Below are 13,386 nucleotides of genomic sequence, written 5' to 3'. Positions count from 1 at the left end.
GGACAGACTGAGGCGGTTAATTGCCCACTTCTACAACCTTTGCGTCGGGGGCGTGGTTTTTTACCGAATCGATGCCCTTGTCGCGTGAAGCTTCGGAGGCATATGACTGGCTAGTCCCTACTACTTGGTGATTGCCAGCTTTAAGGTTGAACATAAACTTGTCAGCCCCGCTGGCCTTTCGCTCGTAGCGCGCATCATCAGGGGCATTTTTTTTGACTGACTCGATTCCATTTAGGCATCCAGACTTATCCTTGTAGCCCTCGCTGGCCAGAATTGCTTGGCCATTGCTGGCTTTGAGTCGAAAACGAAATTCACCTGCTTTGTCGTTGTATATTTCAAACGTTCCAGACATATAGCTATTCCTTATTTTTGGCTTTGATGAAATCCATCCACATCGCTGCGGCTCAAAAAAGACTGTCAACTCAATATAAATATGGCTTCTGTGTGATGCTAGGCAAGCAAAATCGATGCTCCAGCTTCAATAGAAATGCATGACAAATGCACAATAATTCAAGCGTTGAATCATATTTTTTCAACAGTAAAAGTATAGACGCAGATCTCAACGCGGCCCGTTTTTTTCGTCGAGTGAATAATCGCTGCTTTTTGTAGTGATATCCGAGAGGCTGCTTTTGGCCGATTTCTGCCTGTGGAGGCTCTCGCTTCTCCCCCTATCTTTGAGTCGATTCCAACGTTTTTCAGACCTATATCCTCCTCACGAGCAAACCCCAGCCAGTCCGCTCAACTGGCGTGTCGCTGAGGAATCGTTATGTCTGGTTCATGTCCTCGCTGCAGCTCGCAGCGCGTCGTTTATTGCCATTACGGCAAGCGAATAGGGGGTGCCGTTGGCACCGTCGCAGGAGGCGTTAGCGGCTTCACCACTACCACTGTCGCCGGTGCGGCTGCAGGGGCTCGCGTCGGCATTGCAGCGGGACCAACCGGTGCCGGCGGAGGGGCCGTACTCGGTGCGATCACTGGCGCCTTGACCGGCTGTGTGGCTGGGCTGCGCCTCGGCAAGGTGCTAGACGAGCAACTGCTCAGCCGCTTCCGTTGCTTAGCCTGCCGCGCTCACTTCTGACATCCCCACTCAAGTCTTTTGAAAATAAATAGCAGATCGGTTGGGCCTTAGGTCCAGCCGCTTTCCGCCGTATGGAGGCATCATGGCACATCAACTCGAAAATATGGCTTACGTGGGCTCGACGCCCTGGCACGGCCTGGGTAACAAACTATCCCGTCACCAACCGTTAGAGGTCTGGCAGCACGAGGCGGGCATGAACTGGCACATCGATGAATCCCCGGTGCGCTTTCTATCTGACTCGGCCGCGCATCTCGGCAGCACTCACATTTTCCCTGAACAGAAGGTGCTGTACCGGTCGGACACCAAGGCACCTTTGTCAGTGGTCTCACAGCGCTACAAGGTGGTACAGCCTTTTGACGTGATGGAGTTCTATCGCGACCTGACTGAGTACGCAGGCTTCGAGCTGGAAACCGCGGGCGTGCTCAAGGGCGGCCGCAAATTCTGGGCTCTGGCACGCACAGGTCAAGCGACTGCGCTTAAGGGCAACGACCTGGTGAGTGGATATTTGCTGTTAGCTACTTCCTGCGATGGAAGCCTGGCTACGGTAGCAACCCCAACCACGGTGCGTGTGGTCTGTAACAATACCCTAGCAATCGCCTTAAACGGCTCGGCCGAGTCGATCAAGGTGCCGCATAACACGGAGTTCGATGCTAAGGCAGTCAAGCGCCAGCTGGGAGTTTCAGTCTCGCAATGGGATGACTTCATGTACCGCATGAAAACGCTTTCCCAGCGCAAGGTGAACACCGGCGAAGCCTTGGGTTATTTCCTTCAGGTGATCTGCAATACCGACGAGGACGTAGAGGATCGGCGCGAGCTGACTCAGCACCGCGCATTGCAAAAGGTACAGGATCTTTACGCCGGCAAAGGGCGTGGTTCGCAGCTTGAGTCAGCGCAGGATACCGCCTGGGGCCTGCTGAACGCCGTTACCGAGTACGTCGACCATGAGAAGCGCGCCCGCAGCGTTGATCATCGACTCGACTCAGCATGGTTTGGCCAAGGTGCAAACCTGAAGCAAAGGGCTCTTGATCATGCTTTGACTCTGGTCGCTTGAGCCGCCCGCAAACCCGCCTTACAACCCACCAATAACACAACGTCATAAGCCCAGCCAGCTTCAACTGGCCGGGCTTATATGCGTCTGGAGTTTCTTATGAACACAACCCATCCCACCCCTACCCTTCCATCAGCCAAAGGCAGCCGTGGCGTGCTGCGACTCGTCAGCACCAAGGATCTATCGCGTGATGAATGGCTTGACGTGCGTAAGCGTGGCATCGGCAGCTCAGATGCCGCCGCGGCCATCGGGCTCAATCCCTATAAGTCCCAGCTAGAGCTTTGGCTTGAGAAGACCAACCGCGATCAGGGCCTGGCTAAGCCCAACCCGGACGATGATGGTACGCCGGTATTTTGGGGCGTGGTGCTTGAGCCGGTTGTCGCTTCGCAGTATCAGCGCCGCACTGGCAACAAAGTGCGCAAGGTGAATGCAGTGTTGCAGCACCCGGATATGCCCTGGATGCTCGCCAACATCGATCGAGAGGTCGTTGGCAACGCTGAGGTGCACATCCTTGAGTGCAAGACTGCGGGGCTCAACGGCGCTCGGTTGTGGAGTGACGGGGTACCGAAGTATGTCGAGGTACAGGTCATGCATCAGCTCGCAGTGACCGGCAAGCAGACGGCTGATGTGGCCGTGCTGCTCGGTGGACAAAAGCTTCAGATATACCGAATTGAGCGCAACGAACCGTTGATCGAGCAGCTGATCGAACTGGAGCGGCAGTTTTGGCGTCACGTCGAAACCGACACCCCACCGGCAGCGGACGGGTCGGACTCGGCCGAGCTCGCGCTACGTCTGCTGTATCCGGAGGACGACGGCGAGCATCTGGACTTCGCCCAGGATGAAGGGCTGTGTGCCGCCTTTTCTGATCTCAAGCAGGTGCGCCAATCGCTCGCCCAGCTTGGCAAGCAAGAGGCTGCGCTCAAGCAGCGGCTTCAACAAGCGATGGGCTCGGCTAGCAGGGCTGCATTTGCTAGCGGAACTATTAGCTGGAAGAAAGCCAAGGACAGCACCGGGCTCGACCTCGATGCGCTGTTTCAAGATCATCCTGATCTCAAAGCCAAGTATCAAATCAGCAAGCCGGGCAGCAGGCGCTTTTTGGTTGGCTGAGCCATTTCAGCCTGACCTCCCTTTTCATCCAACCTGAGGCTGGCAGCTTTACGGCGGCCGGCCTTTCTGCGTTTTCTAAAACCAGGAGCGAAACATGATCAAAGGTCTAGTCATCACCCCGCCAGTGCTAGGGCGGATATCCATCGGCAAGGTCGTCGAGAAAAACGGCAAGCGACTGCCGGAGAAAGATGATCAATTCACGATTACTAGCCAGGTACAAACCCGTGAAGGATGGCTACCCCATCCACTCGATGAACAATTGAGAAAGGACCAAGGCGGCAAGGTCCGAAGTATTCCTGTGCGATTGTTGTTCAACGATCCCGAGCTGAACTTCCGCGTGGAGTACTGCCTGTTCGATCGCAGCAGTGGCAGGCCGCTATGTGTAGGAAATGGGGAAACCTGCAAGCGTTCGACCGCAGAGGGGGTTCAATCGCTACCCTGCCCGTCTCCGGACAGCTGTCCGTTAGCCCAAGGCGGTAGCTGCAAGCCCTATGGACGACTCAACGTGGCGATCGGTGACGACGATCCGCTAGGTACCTTCGCGTTCAGAACCACCGGGTACAACAGCATCCGCACCCTGACGGCACGGCTCAGCTACCTGCAAGCGCTGTCTGCGAACCGGCTGGCGTGCATGCCCTTGGAATTGCGGCTGCGGGGCAAGTCGACCCGCCAAAGCCACGGCGCGCCAATCTATTACGTGGACCTACCGTTGAGAAACGGCATGACTACTGAAGACGCGCTAACCCACGCTCAGCACATCGAGCGAGCTCGCCGGGATGCGGGTTTCGATCAGCAAGCGCTGGACGCTGCCGCGCGCTCTGGTTTCGCAAATGGGGTATTCGAAGATGAAGAGGACGATGCCCAGCATTTACTGGAGGAATTCTATCCAGACGGCGCGGCATCCACACATCAAGCCAGTCGACCCACCCAACTCGGCTACAGCGAGCGCCAGCGGCGAGACGACAAGCCTACCCTGCATGATCTGCTGTTAGAGCGTGCGCGGCATTTACCAAACGAGACTCAGGAGCGAGCATGAGCGCACGAAGCCGTTTCACCTCCGCCATCAACCTCATCGGTTCTATGACCAGTGCAGCCATGGCTGTGTTTGTTGTGCTTATGATGGTGCGCTTTCCAGCGCTGTTGTACACAGCCGCTCTTGGCTTAGCCGTCTACTTTTTCGAACTCCTCATGCGAGATTCTGCTGTCTGAAGACCCTGCATTGCCGGGGTGTACAGACCGCTCGGCTGTTGAGTTCGTGGGAGGCCGTGGCGGCCTCCTTTTTTTTTGCTATTCGCTCGATCCGTCAGCTATCCGGTTCATCTTGAGAAGGCCGAAAAACCAACAGCTAGTGGCTTACGAAACGTTTCTTTTCTCCCTTTGCTGCGTTGCGACTGGCGTGCACCAAAGCAACCAAAGCAACCAAAGCGGTGAAAGCCGAGCTCGAATACCCTAGTCTGAACTTTGCAAAGGTAGGAGCAAGCGTAGAACGCGTCCGCGTGGCCGCGTGGCTCATATGGCATTCTAAAAACGCTGCGATGCAGCATGACCTCATACCTGGAAGAAACTGTCGGCCCTCGCTGCAGAGCTAAACCGGTAACAAGGCTGAACAGAAGGTGGAGCTGATTCTCTTACTGGCCAAACACGGCTATCCGTCGGTGGACCGGGATGAGGTGTATGAGGAGATTTTCGAGCAGGCGGAAAATTCCAAGACGCACAGCGCGCTTGCTAGCTGACGCATAGGTTAGGGTGCGAGTCCTGCGCCGTCGGCGTCGTGGCATCAGCGTACGTTACCAGGCGCCCGGTATGGGCAAAAGTATGGGCTAGCGATTCCCAAAAACGAAGAAGCCCCGAAGTTCGGGGCTTCTAGCGCTATATCTGGCGGAGAGAGAGGGATTCGAACCCTCGATACGCTATTAACGTATACACACTTTCCAGGCGTGCTCCTTCAGCCACTCGGACACCTCTCCGGATCTTGCAGGCAGGGTAACCCCTGTCTCCAAGGCGCGCTAATTTACCGAAACATGCCGGCTTTGGCAAACGCTATTTGCTTGAAAGCGCTATAAATTTGGCTGCGGCGTGCGAGACTCGCCGGTCGAATTTATCTTGGTACACTGCTCGGCAACTGTGGCCTGTGGATGCCACACCTATGAACGAGGATAAATCAATGAGCGCGCTGGTTAGTTATGAATTTGCTGAGGGTATTGCCCGACTCAATCTGGATAACGGCAAGGCCAACGCCCTGTCGCCGGAGGTGTTTGCGGCGTTCAATGCGGCGCTGGATCAGGCCGAAGCTGACCGCGCGGTCGTGGTCATCAGCGGCAAGCCGGGGATCTTTTCCGGTGGCTACGACTTGAAAGTAATGACCTCCGGGCCGGACCAGGCCAAGGCGCTGGTTGAACTGGGTTCGACGTTGTCGCGCAGGTTGCTGTCCCATCCCTTCCCTGTCGTTGCCGTCTGTACCGGCCATGCGATTGCCAAGGGCGCGTTCTTGCTGTTGTCGGCTGATTACCGCCTCGGGGTCGAGGGGCCGTTCAAGATTGGTCTGAATGAAGTCGCCATCGGTATGTCGATGCACAACGCCGGGACCGAGCTGGCCCGTGGGCGGCTGACGTCCGCAGCGTTCAACCGTTCGGTTATCAATGCGGAGATGTTCGAGCCGACCGCCGCGATGAATGCAGGATTCCTCGATGAAGTCGTTTCCGCCGATGCCTTGGAAGAGCGCGCCATGGAGATCGCGCGCCAGCTTGGCTCGCTGAACATGACCGCGCATCGCAACACTAAACTGAAGGCGCGCCGGGAACTGCTTGAGCTACTCGACCGCTCCATTGAGCTGGACCGCCAACACACGCTGTAACCCATGATTTACCCACGCCACAGCGCAAATCGCCCGCGGGTTGAGTATCCTGTGCGCTTCGTCATAACGGTTGAAGCAGCATGGATTCGATAACACAGGCGATGTTGGGTGCCTCCATCCAGGGCGCTGTACTGGGCCGCTGGCAAGGTCGCAAGGCGTTGGTATTCGGCGCGATGCTGGGCACCTTGCCAGATATGGATGTAGTGATTGATTTCGGGGACGCGGTGGCCGATGTGACCTACCACCGCGGCTTTAGCCATTCGCTGTTTGTCATCGGCCTCGTCGCTGTTCTGCTTACCTGGCTGGTGCGCAAGGTCTGGCCACACGCGGAGTATTCAGCGCGCAGACTCTTCGCCTGTATCGCTCTGGTGCTTTTCACCCACGTATTGCTGGACGCCTTCACCACTTACGGCACGCAATTGTTCTGGCCGCTGCCCACGCCGCCGGTGGCAATTTCCAGCATCTTCATTATCGATCCTCTGTACACCGTGCCGCTGTTGGTGGCGGTTATCGGTTGCCTGCTGTTCGGGTTACGGCGCAGCGGCATCCGTCTGCAGTATGTCGCCCTCGGGCTGGGCACGCTGTATCTAGCCAGCACCTTGGCCGGCAAGCAGATGGCCGAGCGGAATCTGAACCAGGCGCTGGAGCGTGATGCGATCGTGCCGCAGCATACCTTTATCTCACCAACGCCTTTCAATACCCTGCTCTGGCGTGTGGTTGCGGTGGATGGCGACAACTATTACGAAGGCCTGGTCAGCTGGCTGGATAGCCGCCCCCCTATCCTTGAGCAATTGCCACGCAATGCCAGCGCTGCCATGCCGGCGCTGGAGGATTCGCCGCAACACGAACGGCTGCGCTGGTTTACTCAAGGTCTGCTGCGCTATGACCTGATCGGCGACGACTGGGTGGCCACTGACCTGCGCCTGGGTATGCCCGGCTACCACCCGTTCCGGTTTGCTCTGGCTACGCGCAACCCTGAATCCGGCACATTCGAGCCGATCCGGCATGTCGAGTACTGGCCTGACTCCGATACGGACTGGTCACGACTGGAAGATCTCAAGCGCCGGGCCTTTGATCAGGACTACTCGCTATCGATCACTGCCCTGGCTGCGGATATGCATAAACCGCCGACCGCAAAGGATCCGGCAGCCACCGATGACTGAGACGCTGAGCGCCGCACTCTGCGATAATCGCCGCTTTTGCGCAGCACACAGGCACTCCGATGATGACAGGCGATAACGTCCAGGCAATCCTGCAGAGCAGAAACAGACTGGCCATGACGGCAGCGCTGATGGCGATTTTCACCACCATCTTCGCCAGTAATCTGCCGACGCCCCTGTATGCCGTGTGGCAGGTGCAATGGGGCTTTTCCTCGATGGCGCTGACGGCGATCTTTTCTGTCTATGTATTTGGCGTAGCCAGTACATTGCTGACGCTGGGCTCGCTATCGGACAAGCTCGGGCGCCGCCAGGTGCTTGTTCCGGGGATGCTGCTGACGATAATCAGCGCGGGCATGTTCATGCTTGCCGAGGATATTTTCGACCTCGGTTTTGCCCGGGTACTGACCGGCATCGGCACGGGCATCATCACCGGCGCTGCGTCCGCCGCCGTGGTGGAAATGGAGCCGGATGGCAACTGGGCCCGCGGCGCCACACTGTCGGCCCTGTTCTTCACGCTGGGCGCTTTCGCCGGACCAACGGTCAGCTCCCTGGCGTTGCGCTGGGATATCGATGCCGGGCTCTGGCCCTTCGTGGTCATTATTGCACTCAGTATGACCACCATCACGCTGCTGCTCATCGCCCCATGGCCGGCTCATCTGGGACAGCGCCGTTCCGATTTCAGCTGGCGGACCTGGCGCCCCACAAGGATCAAGATGCCCCGGGAGATGCTTGGCGTATTTGCCTTTGCCGGCGCGGCGATCAGTCTGGCGTGGTCCACCGGCAGCCTTTACGGCTCGCTCGGGCCGTCGCTGGCAACGAATCTGGTAGGTATCGGTGATCGCTCCACAGCGGGACTGTTCGCTGCGGCCTGGCAGTTGCTCGCCGGCATGAGCCAGTTCGCCTGCCAGCGCCAGCCCGTCAGCCGCATGTTGCTGTTAGGCCCGTCTACCCTGATGGTCGGCTTGCTGGCAATGGCGGCGGCGGTGTTGTTCAGCTCACCCTGGATCTTCGCCTTCGCCACTATCGCCACCGCCTTTGGCGCCGGGGCGACTGGAGTGGTGGCAATTGCTTCAGTGAGTGAAGTCGCACCGCCGGCCGAGCGCGGCGGTATCACTTCCGCCTTCTATCTGTTGGCCTATCTGACCATGGCCACCGTGGTGCTTTCGCTGGGCTTCGTCAGTGATTTGATCGGGCTGGGCAATTCTATCCTTGGCTTCACCGTTGTGGTGTCGGTAGCCGCGTTCGGTCTGATCGTCGTTGCGGTGCGCAGCGGCCGAGTGACAGCGTTCAACTGAACAGCCAGCGCCACAGCACAAACACCAACATGCCCCCGGCAATGGTCGCCAGCAGATTGCGCCATTTGGCGGCAATCCCGATCGCCGCCAGGCCTCCGAACAGATAGGCGTTGTCGAACGAAAGCTGCCAATGCTCGCCGTCCGGCATGAACATCGCCGGCGCGACAATGGCCGTCAGCACCGCCACCGGGACGTAGCTCAATGCTCTGCTGAGCAGAGGACTGAAACGCACCCGGTGGCCTACAGCAAACAGCGTGTAGCGAATGGCAAAGGTGATTGCCGTCATCCCGGCGATGAGAATGATCTCAGCGTTGCTCATCAGCGACCTCCCCGGTTCGGTCCGCGCCTTTGAGCTGCTCGGCAACCAGCCCCGCCACTACACCCGCCAGCGCAGCCAGTATCAGCCCCAGCTTGTAGGGCAGCGTATGCGCCAGCAGCGCCACGGCCGCCGCGACCAGCGCTGCGACGACCATAGGGCGACTGCGTAGCGACGGCACGACGATGCCGATAAAGGTGGCCACCATGGCGAAGTCCAGCCCCCACCCCGCCATGCCAGGCAATGAACTCCCCAGCAACACACCGATCAGGGTACAGGCCACCCAGTTGCCGTACATGGCCAGGCAAGACCCGAGGAAGTACCAGTGCTTGTGCTTCAGCGGCACCTGCAGGCGCAGGTAATGGTTCTGCACAATGGCATAGGTTTCGTCGGTCAGCCAGAAGGCCAACGGAATGCGCCAGCGCTGCGGCAGATGCTTGACGTAGGGCAGCAGGCTTGCGCTATAGAGCATGTGCCGCAGGTTGACGACGAAGGTGGTCACCAGGATCACCGCCAGCCCCGTGCCGGATGCAATCAGACTTGCCGCAATGAATTGAGCCGAACCGGCGAACACGAAGATGGACATCGCCAGGGTGGCCGCCACCGACAATCCCGACGAGACCGCCAGGGTGCCGAAAATGATTCCGAAGGGCGCTGCGCCGACGAGCATGGGAATGGTGTCCCGCGCGCCCAGCAGCGCCTGTTTGAAACGCGACGACATGGATACTGACTCTGCATGGTAATCGGGAAGACTAAGGCGGGTTACGCGTCGCTTCAAGTTACAGTTGGGTTAATACAGTTCGGACAGGTGGTGCCTGGAGAGCGCTGTCGTTGAGCAGGCGCTCAACAACCCCAGGGAGCACCCCTGCCGAAGATGCTCACCACTGATCCGAGACGGCTGCCACTGCAAACCGGGAGCCCTACCTGGTGTGTCTTGCGCCTGCGCGACGCAATTCATCCACTATCCTCTACTGCAAGGTCACGTAGCGGCTGATCAGCGCACGCATCGCTGCCGGCTTGACTGGTTTGGGCAGAAAATCCAGGCCAGCCAGACGTATGCGCGTAACCAGCTCATTGCGACCGTCCGCGCTGATGACCACCCCCGGTAAATCGGCGCCTAGCTGCTCACGCAGCCACTGCATGACCTCAAGGCCGGTGTCGCCTTCATCGAGATGAAAATCGACAAGCACCAGTTGCGGCCTGAAGCCCTCTTCGAGGATGCGGCTTACCTCGTTGCGGTCCCGGGCGGTGGCCACGTTGCACTGCCATCGACCCAGCAGACTGCGCATGCCAGCGAGGATATTCGACTCGTTATCGATACACAGCACCTGCGCCCCGCTGACCGCAGGCGCTGCCTGTGTCTGACCGGGCAGATCACGCTGCCCATTGGAACGCGCAATCGGCAGGGTGACGCTAAATACGCTGCCGCGGCCTGGCCAGGATCGTACAGCCAGTTGATGCCCGAGCACCCGGCAGAGACCATCAGTGATGGCCAGCCCTAATCCGAGCCCCTTCTCGGCCTGGTTGCGATGGCTGTCCAGCCGCTGAAATTCCTCGAAGATAATCTCCAGTTTGTCGCGCGGAATCCCGGGCCCCTGATCCCATACTTCGATCCGAACGCGCTCACCGACCCGCCGCACACCGAGCAGCACCCGCGAGTCGCCCGCATAGCGAAACGCATTGGTCAGGAAATTCTGCAGGATCCTGCGCAGTAACCGTGGATCACTGCGCACAGGCAAGCGACTCGTACATACGCGCAGATCCACGCCCTGCTCCGTCGCCAGCGCGCCAAACTCGATGCGCAGGGTTTCGAACAGCTCGCTGAGCGGGAAATCGCTCCATTCCGGGTTGATTCGGCCGGCTTCCAACCGCGACATGTCGAGCAGGTCGGAGATCAGGTCCTCGGCCGAGCGCAGCGATGTATCCAGATGACGCACCAACTCCTGCGCTTCTGCGGGCAGATTGGGCTGATGGGCCAGGGACGCAGAGAACAGCCTGGCGGCGTTCATTGGTTGCATCAGGTCATGGCTGACCGCGGTCAGGAAGCGCCCTTTGGACTGGCTGGTACGCTCGGTCTGCGCCTTGGCCTGAATCAGCGCTTCGTTCAGCTCGGACAATTCCCGGGTACGCTCGGCAACGCGATGTTCGAGGCTTTCGTTAGCCTCCTTGAGTCCCTGCTCGGCTTTCTTGAACGCGGTGATATCGGTAAAACTCATGACGAACCCGCCACCGGGCATCGGGTTGCCGATGATTTCGATGACGCGGCCGCTGGGAAACAGGCGCTCTGAACGGTGGGCAGTGCCGCGGCGCATCCAGCTGATGCGTTTGTCGACGTGCGACTGCGGGTCGCCCGGGCCACAGAGCCCGCGCCTGGCATTGCACAGAATAAGATCCGCGATCGGCCGGCCAATCACGATCAGCCCTTCCGGATACTCGAACATTTCCAGATAGCGCCGGTTCCACGCCACCAGCCGCAGCTCCTTGTCCACCACGCTGATGCCCTGGGTAATATTCTCGATGGCGCCCTGCAGCAGACCCCGGTTGAACTGCAGCACCTCGGTGGCTTCGTCGACGATGCGCACCACATCGTCAAACTGCATGTCGCGGCCTTCGATTGCAGCTTTCACCACAACCCGCGCCGATGAGGCACCGAGCACGCCCGCCAGCAAGCGTTCGGTGTGGGTGATCCAGCTACTGTCAGCCGCGACGGAAGACACCAGGGCCGTGTCTTGCGCAGCAGCGAAGCGCTCGAAACTGGAATAGGCACGCTCTTCGCCAACAAACCGCGAAGCGAGCTCAAGCAAATCATTCACCGTTACGCGCAGCAATGAGCGGCTGGGTCCGTTGGCCCACATCTGGCCGTCTTCGCTGACGAAGCGACTGGCTTGCCAGTGCTCCAGTACGCGGGTACGACTTGCCTGGGAGACGATTACGAAGGCAGCGAAATTGCAGGCCAGAGCGATCAGACTGCCCAGTGTGATGTTGTCGATGGGCAACCCGAACGAGTCGCCATGCAGTTGCGCCAGCAGCGGCCAGCCTTCCAGATTCAACCCCAGGCCACCGCCCATCGCCGGGAAAATCAGCAGATACAGCCACAGGCTGACGCCGATGGTAAGTCCGGCGAATACACCAGTACGGTTTGCCTGCTTCCAGAACAGCGCACCGAACATGGCAGGAGCAAGCTGGGCGATGGCAGCAAAGGCAATCTGACCGATATTGGCCAGGCTGCCCGCCGAACCAATCAGCCGGTACACGACATATGCCAGTAGCAGAATTACCAGGATGCTGGTACGCCGCACGTTGAGCAGCGATCCCCGGAACTCTTCATAGGATTGCGCAGAGCGATGCCGGCTACGCAGCAACAGGGGCATCACCACATCGTTGGAGACCATGGTGCTCAACGCGATGGCCGCCACCACCACCATGCCGGTTGCGGCGGAAGCTCCGCCGAGAAACGCCAGCATTGCCAGCACAGGTCGGCCTTCGGTCAAAGGAATACTGATCACATACGAATCGGCGGACACGTTCGGACCGAGCGTCATCTGACCGGCGAGGGCAATCGGTATAACGAACAGCGCTGCCAGTATCAGATAGGCGGGAAATACCCAGCGCGCCAGACGCAAGTCCCCTGGCTGGATGTTCTCTACCACGGCCACCTGGAACTGGCGCGGCAAGCAGATAAACGCCAGAATCGCGATAAAGGTCTGGAACAGAATACTGGTGTGCAGCGTTTCGCGCTGCCAGTATTCGTTCAGTTCTGGGCTGTTCGCCGCGCGCTCGAAGAGGTCCCCGACGCCATTGAACAGACCGAAGGTGACAAAGGCGCCCACCGCGAGAAATGCCAGCAACTTGACCAGCGACTCGAAGGCAATCGCCAGCATCATGCCGCGGTGGTGCTCGGTCACATCCAGGCTGCGCGTGCCAAACAGAATGGCGAATAGCGCCAGCACCAGTGTCACGGCCAGTGCAGTGTCTTCGGCCACCCCACCCTCTCCAGCCGCCAGTGCTTGCGCCGGAGACGGAGCGCTTAACAGCGTATAACCAAGCACAATGCCCTTCAGCTGCAAGGCGATATAGGGCAACACACTGACCAGACATAGCAGCGTGACCATCACCGCCAGCCCCTGCGATTTACCATAGCGCGAGGCAATGAAGTCAGCGATCGAAGTGATGTTCTCCTGTTTGCTGATGGCGATCATGCGGGCGTAGATACGCCAGCCAAACAGGAACAGAAGCACCGGTCCAAGGTAGATCGGCAGAAATGCCCACAATTGACCCGCCGCCATGCCGACCGCACCGAAGAAGGTCCAGCTGGTGCACCAGACCGCCAGGGACAGCCCGAACACCCACATACGTACGCGCGGGTTGAATTCGCCCGGCTGTCGATCACCCCAGAACGCTATCGCGAACAACAGCGCGATATACAACACGAAAATAGAGGCGACCAGCCCGCCGGTGAGCATCATGAGCAGTAATCAGGCCTGTTTGGCAAAGTCATAGTTTGGCAGCGACCCCGGGCTTTGCCCAGCGG

Annotated in this window: 12 protein-coding genes, 1 tRNA gene and 1 pseudogene; 9 read left to right on the top strand and 5 right to left on the bottom strand. The window is 59.0% G+C overall.

The window, feature by feature from the left end; genetic code table 11:
* Positions 1–16 precede the first annotated feature (16 nt).
* A complete protein-coding gene (locus FZE95_RS10560; RefSeq protein ID WP_150300843.1) occupies positions 17–352 on the bottom strand; it encodes a YegP family protein in 336 nt (111 codons plus the stop codon).
* Between the two features lie 414 nt (positions 353–766).
* On the opposite strand from FZE95_RS10560, the gene FZE95_RS10555 reads away from it, so the two are divergent.
* From FZE95_RS10555 to FZE95_RS10535, 6 genes and pseudogenes are all read left to right on the top strand, one after another.
* Entirely contained in the window at positions 767–1,075 is a 309-nt protein-coding gene (locus FZE95_RS10555; protein WP_150300842.1) for a hypothetical protein, read from the top strand.
* An 82-nt stretch (positions 1,076–1,157) separates the two neighbouring features.
* The gene (locus tag FZE95_RS10550; protein WP_150300841.1) at positions 1,158–2,126 is read left to right on the top strand and encodes a DUF932 domain-containing protein; all 969 of its coding nucleotides are present in this window, start codon (positions 1,158–1,160) and stop codon (positions 2,124–2,126) included.
* 96 nt (positions 2,127–2,222) lie between these two features.
* Positions 2,223–3,230, top strand: a complete 1,008-nt coding sequence (locus FZE95_RS10545) for a YqaJ viral recombinase family nuclease (RefSeq protein WP_150300840.1) — start codon at positions 2,223–2,225, stop codon at positions 3,228–3,230.
* Positions 3,231–3,324: 94 nt separating this feature from the next.
* Entirely contained in the window at positions 3,325–4,266 is a 942-nt protein-coding gene (locus FZE95_RS10540; RefSeq protein ID WP_150300839.1) for a recombination directionality factor, read from the top strand.
* Complete coding sequence (locus tag FZE95_RS19610; protein ID WP_190324548.1) at positions 4,263–4,439, top strand: hypothetical protein; 177 nt, start codon at positions 4,263–4,265, stop codon at positions 4,437–4,439. Before FZE95_RS10540 ends, FZE95_RS19610 begins: the two co-directional genes overlap by 4 nt.
* A 401-nt stretch (positions 4,440–4,840) precedes the next feature.
* Positions 4,841–4,963 (top strand): annotated as a pseudogene (locus FZE95_RS10535) (type I restriction enzyme endonuclease domain-containing protein); the annotation flags it as partial.
* A 143-nt stretch (positions 4,964–5,106) separates the two neighbouring features.
* Here FZE95_RS10535 and FZE95_RS10530 read toward each other — a convergent pair.
* Positions 5,107–5,197 (bottom strand) — tRNA-Ser (locus FZE95_RS10530).
* Positions 5,198–5,394: 197 nt separating this feature from the next.
* On the opposite strand from FZE95_RS10530, the gene FZE95_RS10525 reads away from it, so the two are divergent.
* The 3 genes from FZE95_RS10525 (at position 5,395) to FZE95_RS10515 (ending at position 8,539) form a co-directional block, all read left to right on the top strand.
* Positions 5,395–6,084, top strand: coding sequence for a crotonase/enoyl-CoA hydratase family protein (locus FZE95_RS10525; protein ID WP_150300837.1), 690 nt, complete (start codon positions 5,395–5,397; stop codon positions 6,082–6,084).
* Between the two features lie 80 nt (positions 6,085–6,164).
* The gene (locus tag FZE95_RS10520; RefSeq protein WP_150300836.1) at positions 6,165–7,247 is read left to right on the top strand and encodes a metal-dependent hydrolase; all 1,083 of its coding nucleotides are present in this window, start codon (positions 6,165–6,167) and stop codon (positions 7,245–7,247) included.
* 59 nt (positions 7,248–7,306) lie between these two features.
* Positions 7,307–8,539 (top strand): MFS transporter, encoded by a 1,233-nt coding sequence (locus tag FZE95_RS10515; RefSeq protein WP_150300835.1) that lies wholly within the window; start codon positions 7,307–7,309, stop codon positions 8,537–8,539.
* On the opposite strand, the gene FZE95_RS10510 is transcribed toward FZE95_RS10515, so the two are convergent.
* The 3 genes from FZE95_RS10510 to FZE95_RS10500 all read right to left on the bottom strand — a co-directional run bounded on the left by FZE95_RS10510 (position 8,532) and on the right by FZE95_RS10500 (position 13,321).
* Entirely contained in the window at positions 8,532–8,858 is a 327-nt protein-coding gene (locus FZE95_RS10510; RefSeq protein ID WP_150300834.1) for an AzlD domain-containing protein, read from the bottom strand. The two genes, FZE95_RS10515 and FZE95_RS10510, sit on opposite strands and share 8 nt — an antisense overlap.
* A complete protein-coding gene (locus tag FZE95_RS10505; RefSeq protein ID WP_150300833.1) occupies positions 8,845–9,576 on the bottom strand; it encodes an AzlC family ABC transporter permease in 732 nt (243 codons plus the stop codon). Before FZE95_RS10505 ends, FZE95_RS10510 begins: the two co-directional genes overlap by 14 nt.
* A gap of 247 nt (positions 9,577–9,823) precedes the next feature.
* Positions 9,824–13,321: a hybrid sensor histidine kinase/response regulator gene (locus FZE95_RS10500; protein ID WP_150300832.1), complete on the bottom strand. Its 3,498-nt coding sequence runs from the start codon at positions 13,319–13,321 to the stop codon at positions 9,824–9,826.
* Positions 13,322–13,386: the final 65 nt, after the last annotated feature.

Source organism: Pseudomonas profundi (genome assembly GCF_008638305.1).
Classification (GTDB): Bacteria; Pseudomonadota; Gammaproteobacteria; order Pseudomonadales; family Pseudomonadaceae; genus Halopseudomonas; species Halopseudomonas profundi.
The sequence above is the reverse complement of the archived record's forward strand: the minus strand, read 5'-3'. Positions and strand labels throughout refer to the sequence as shown.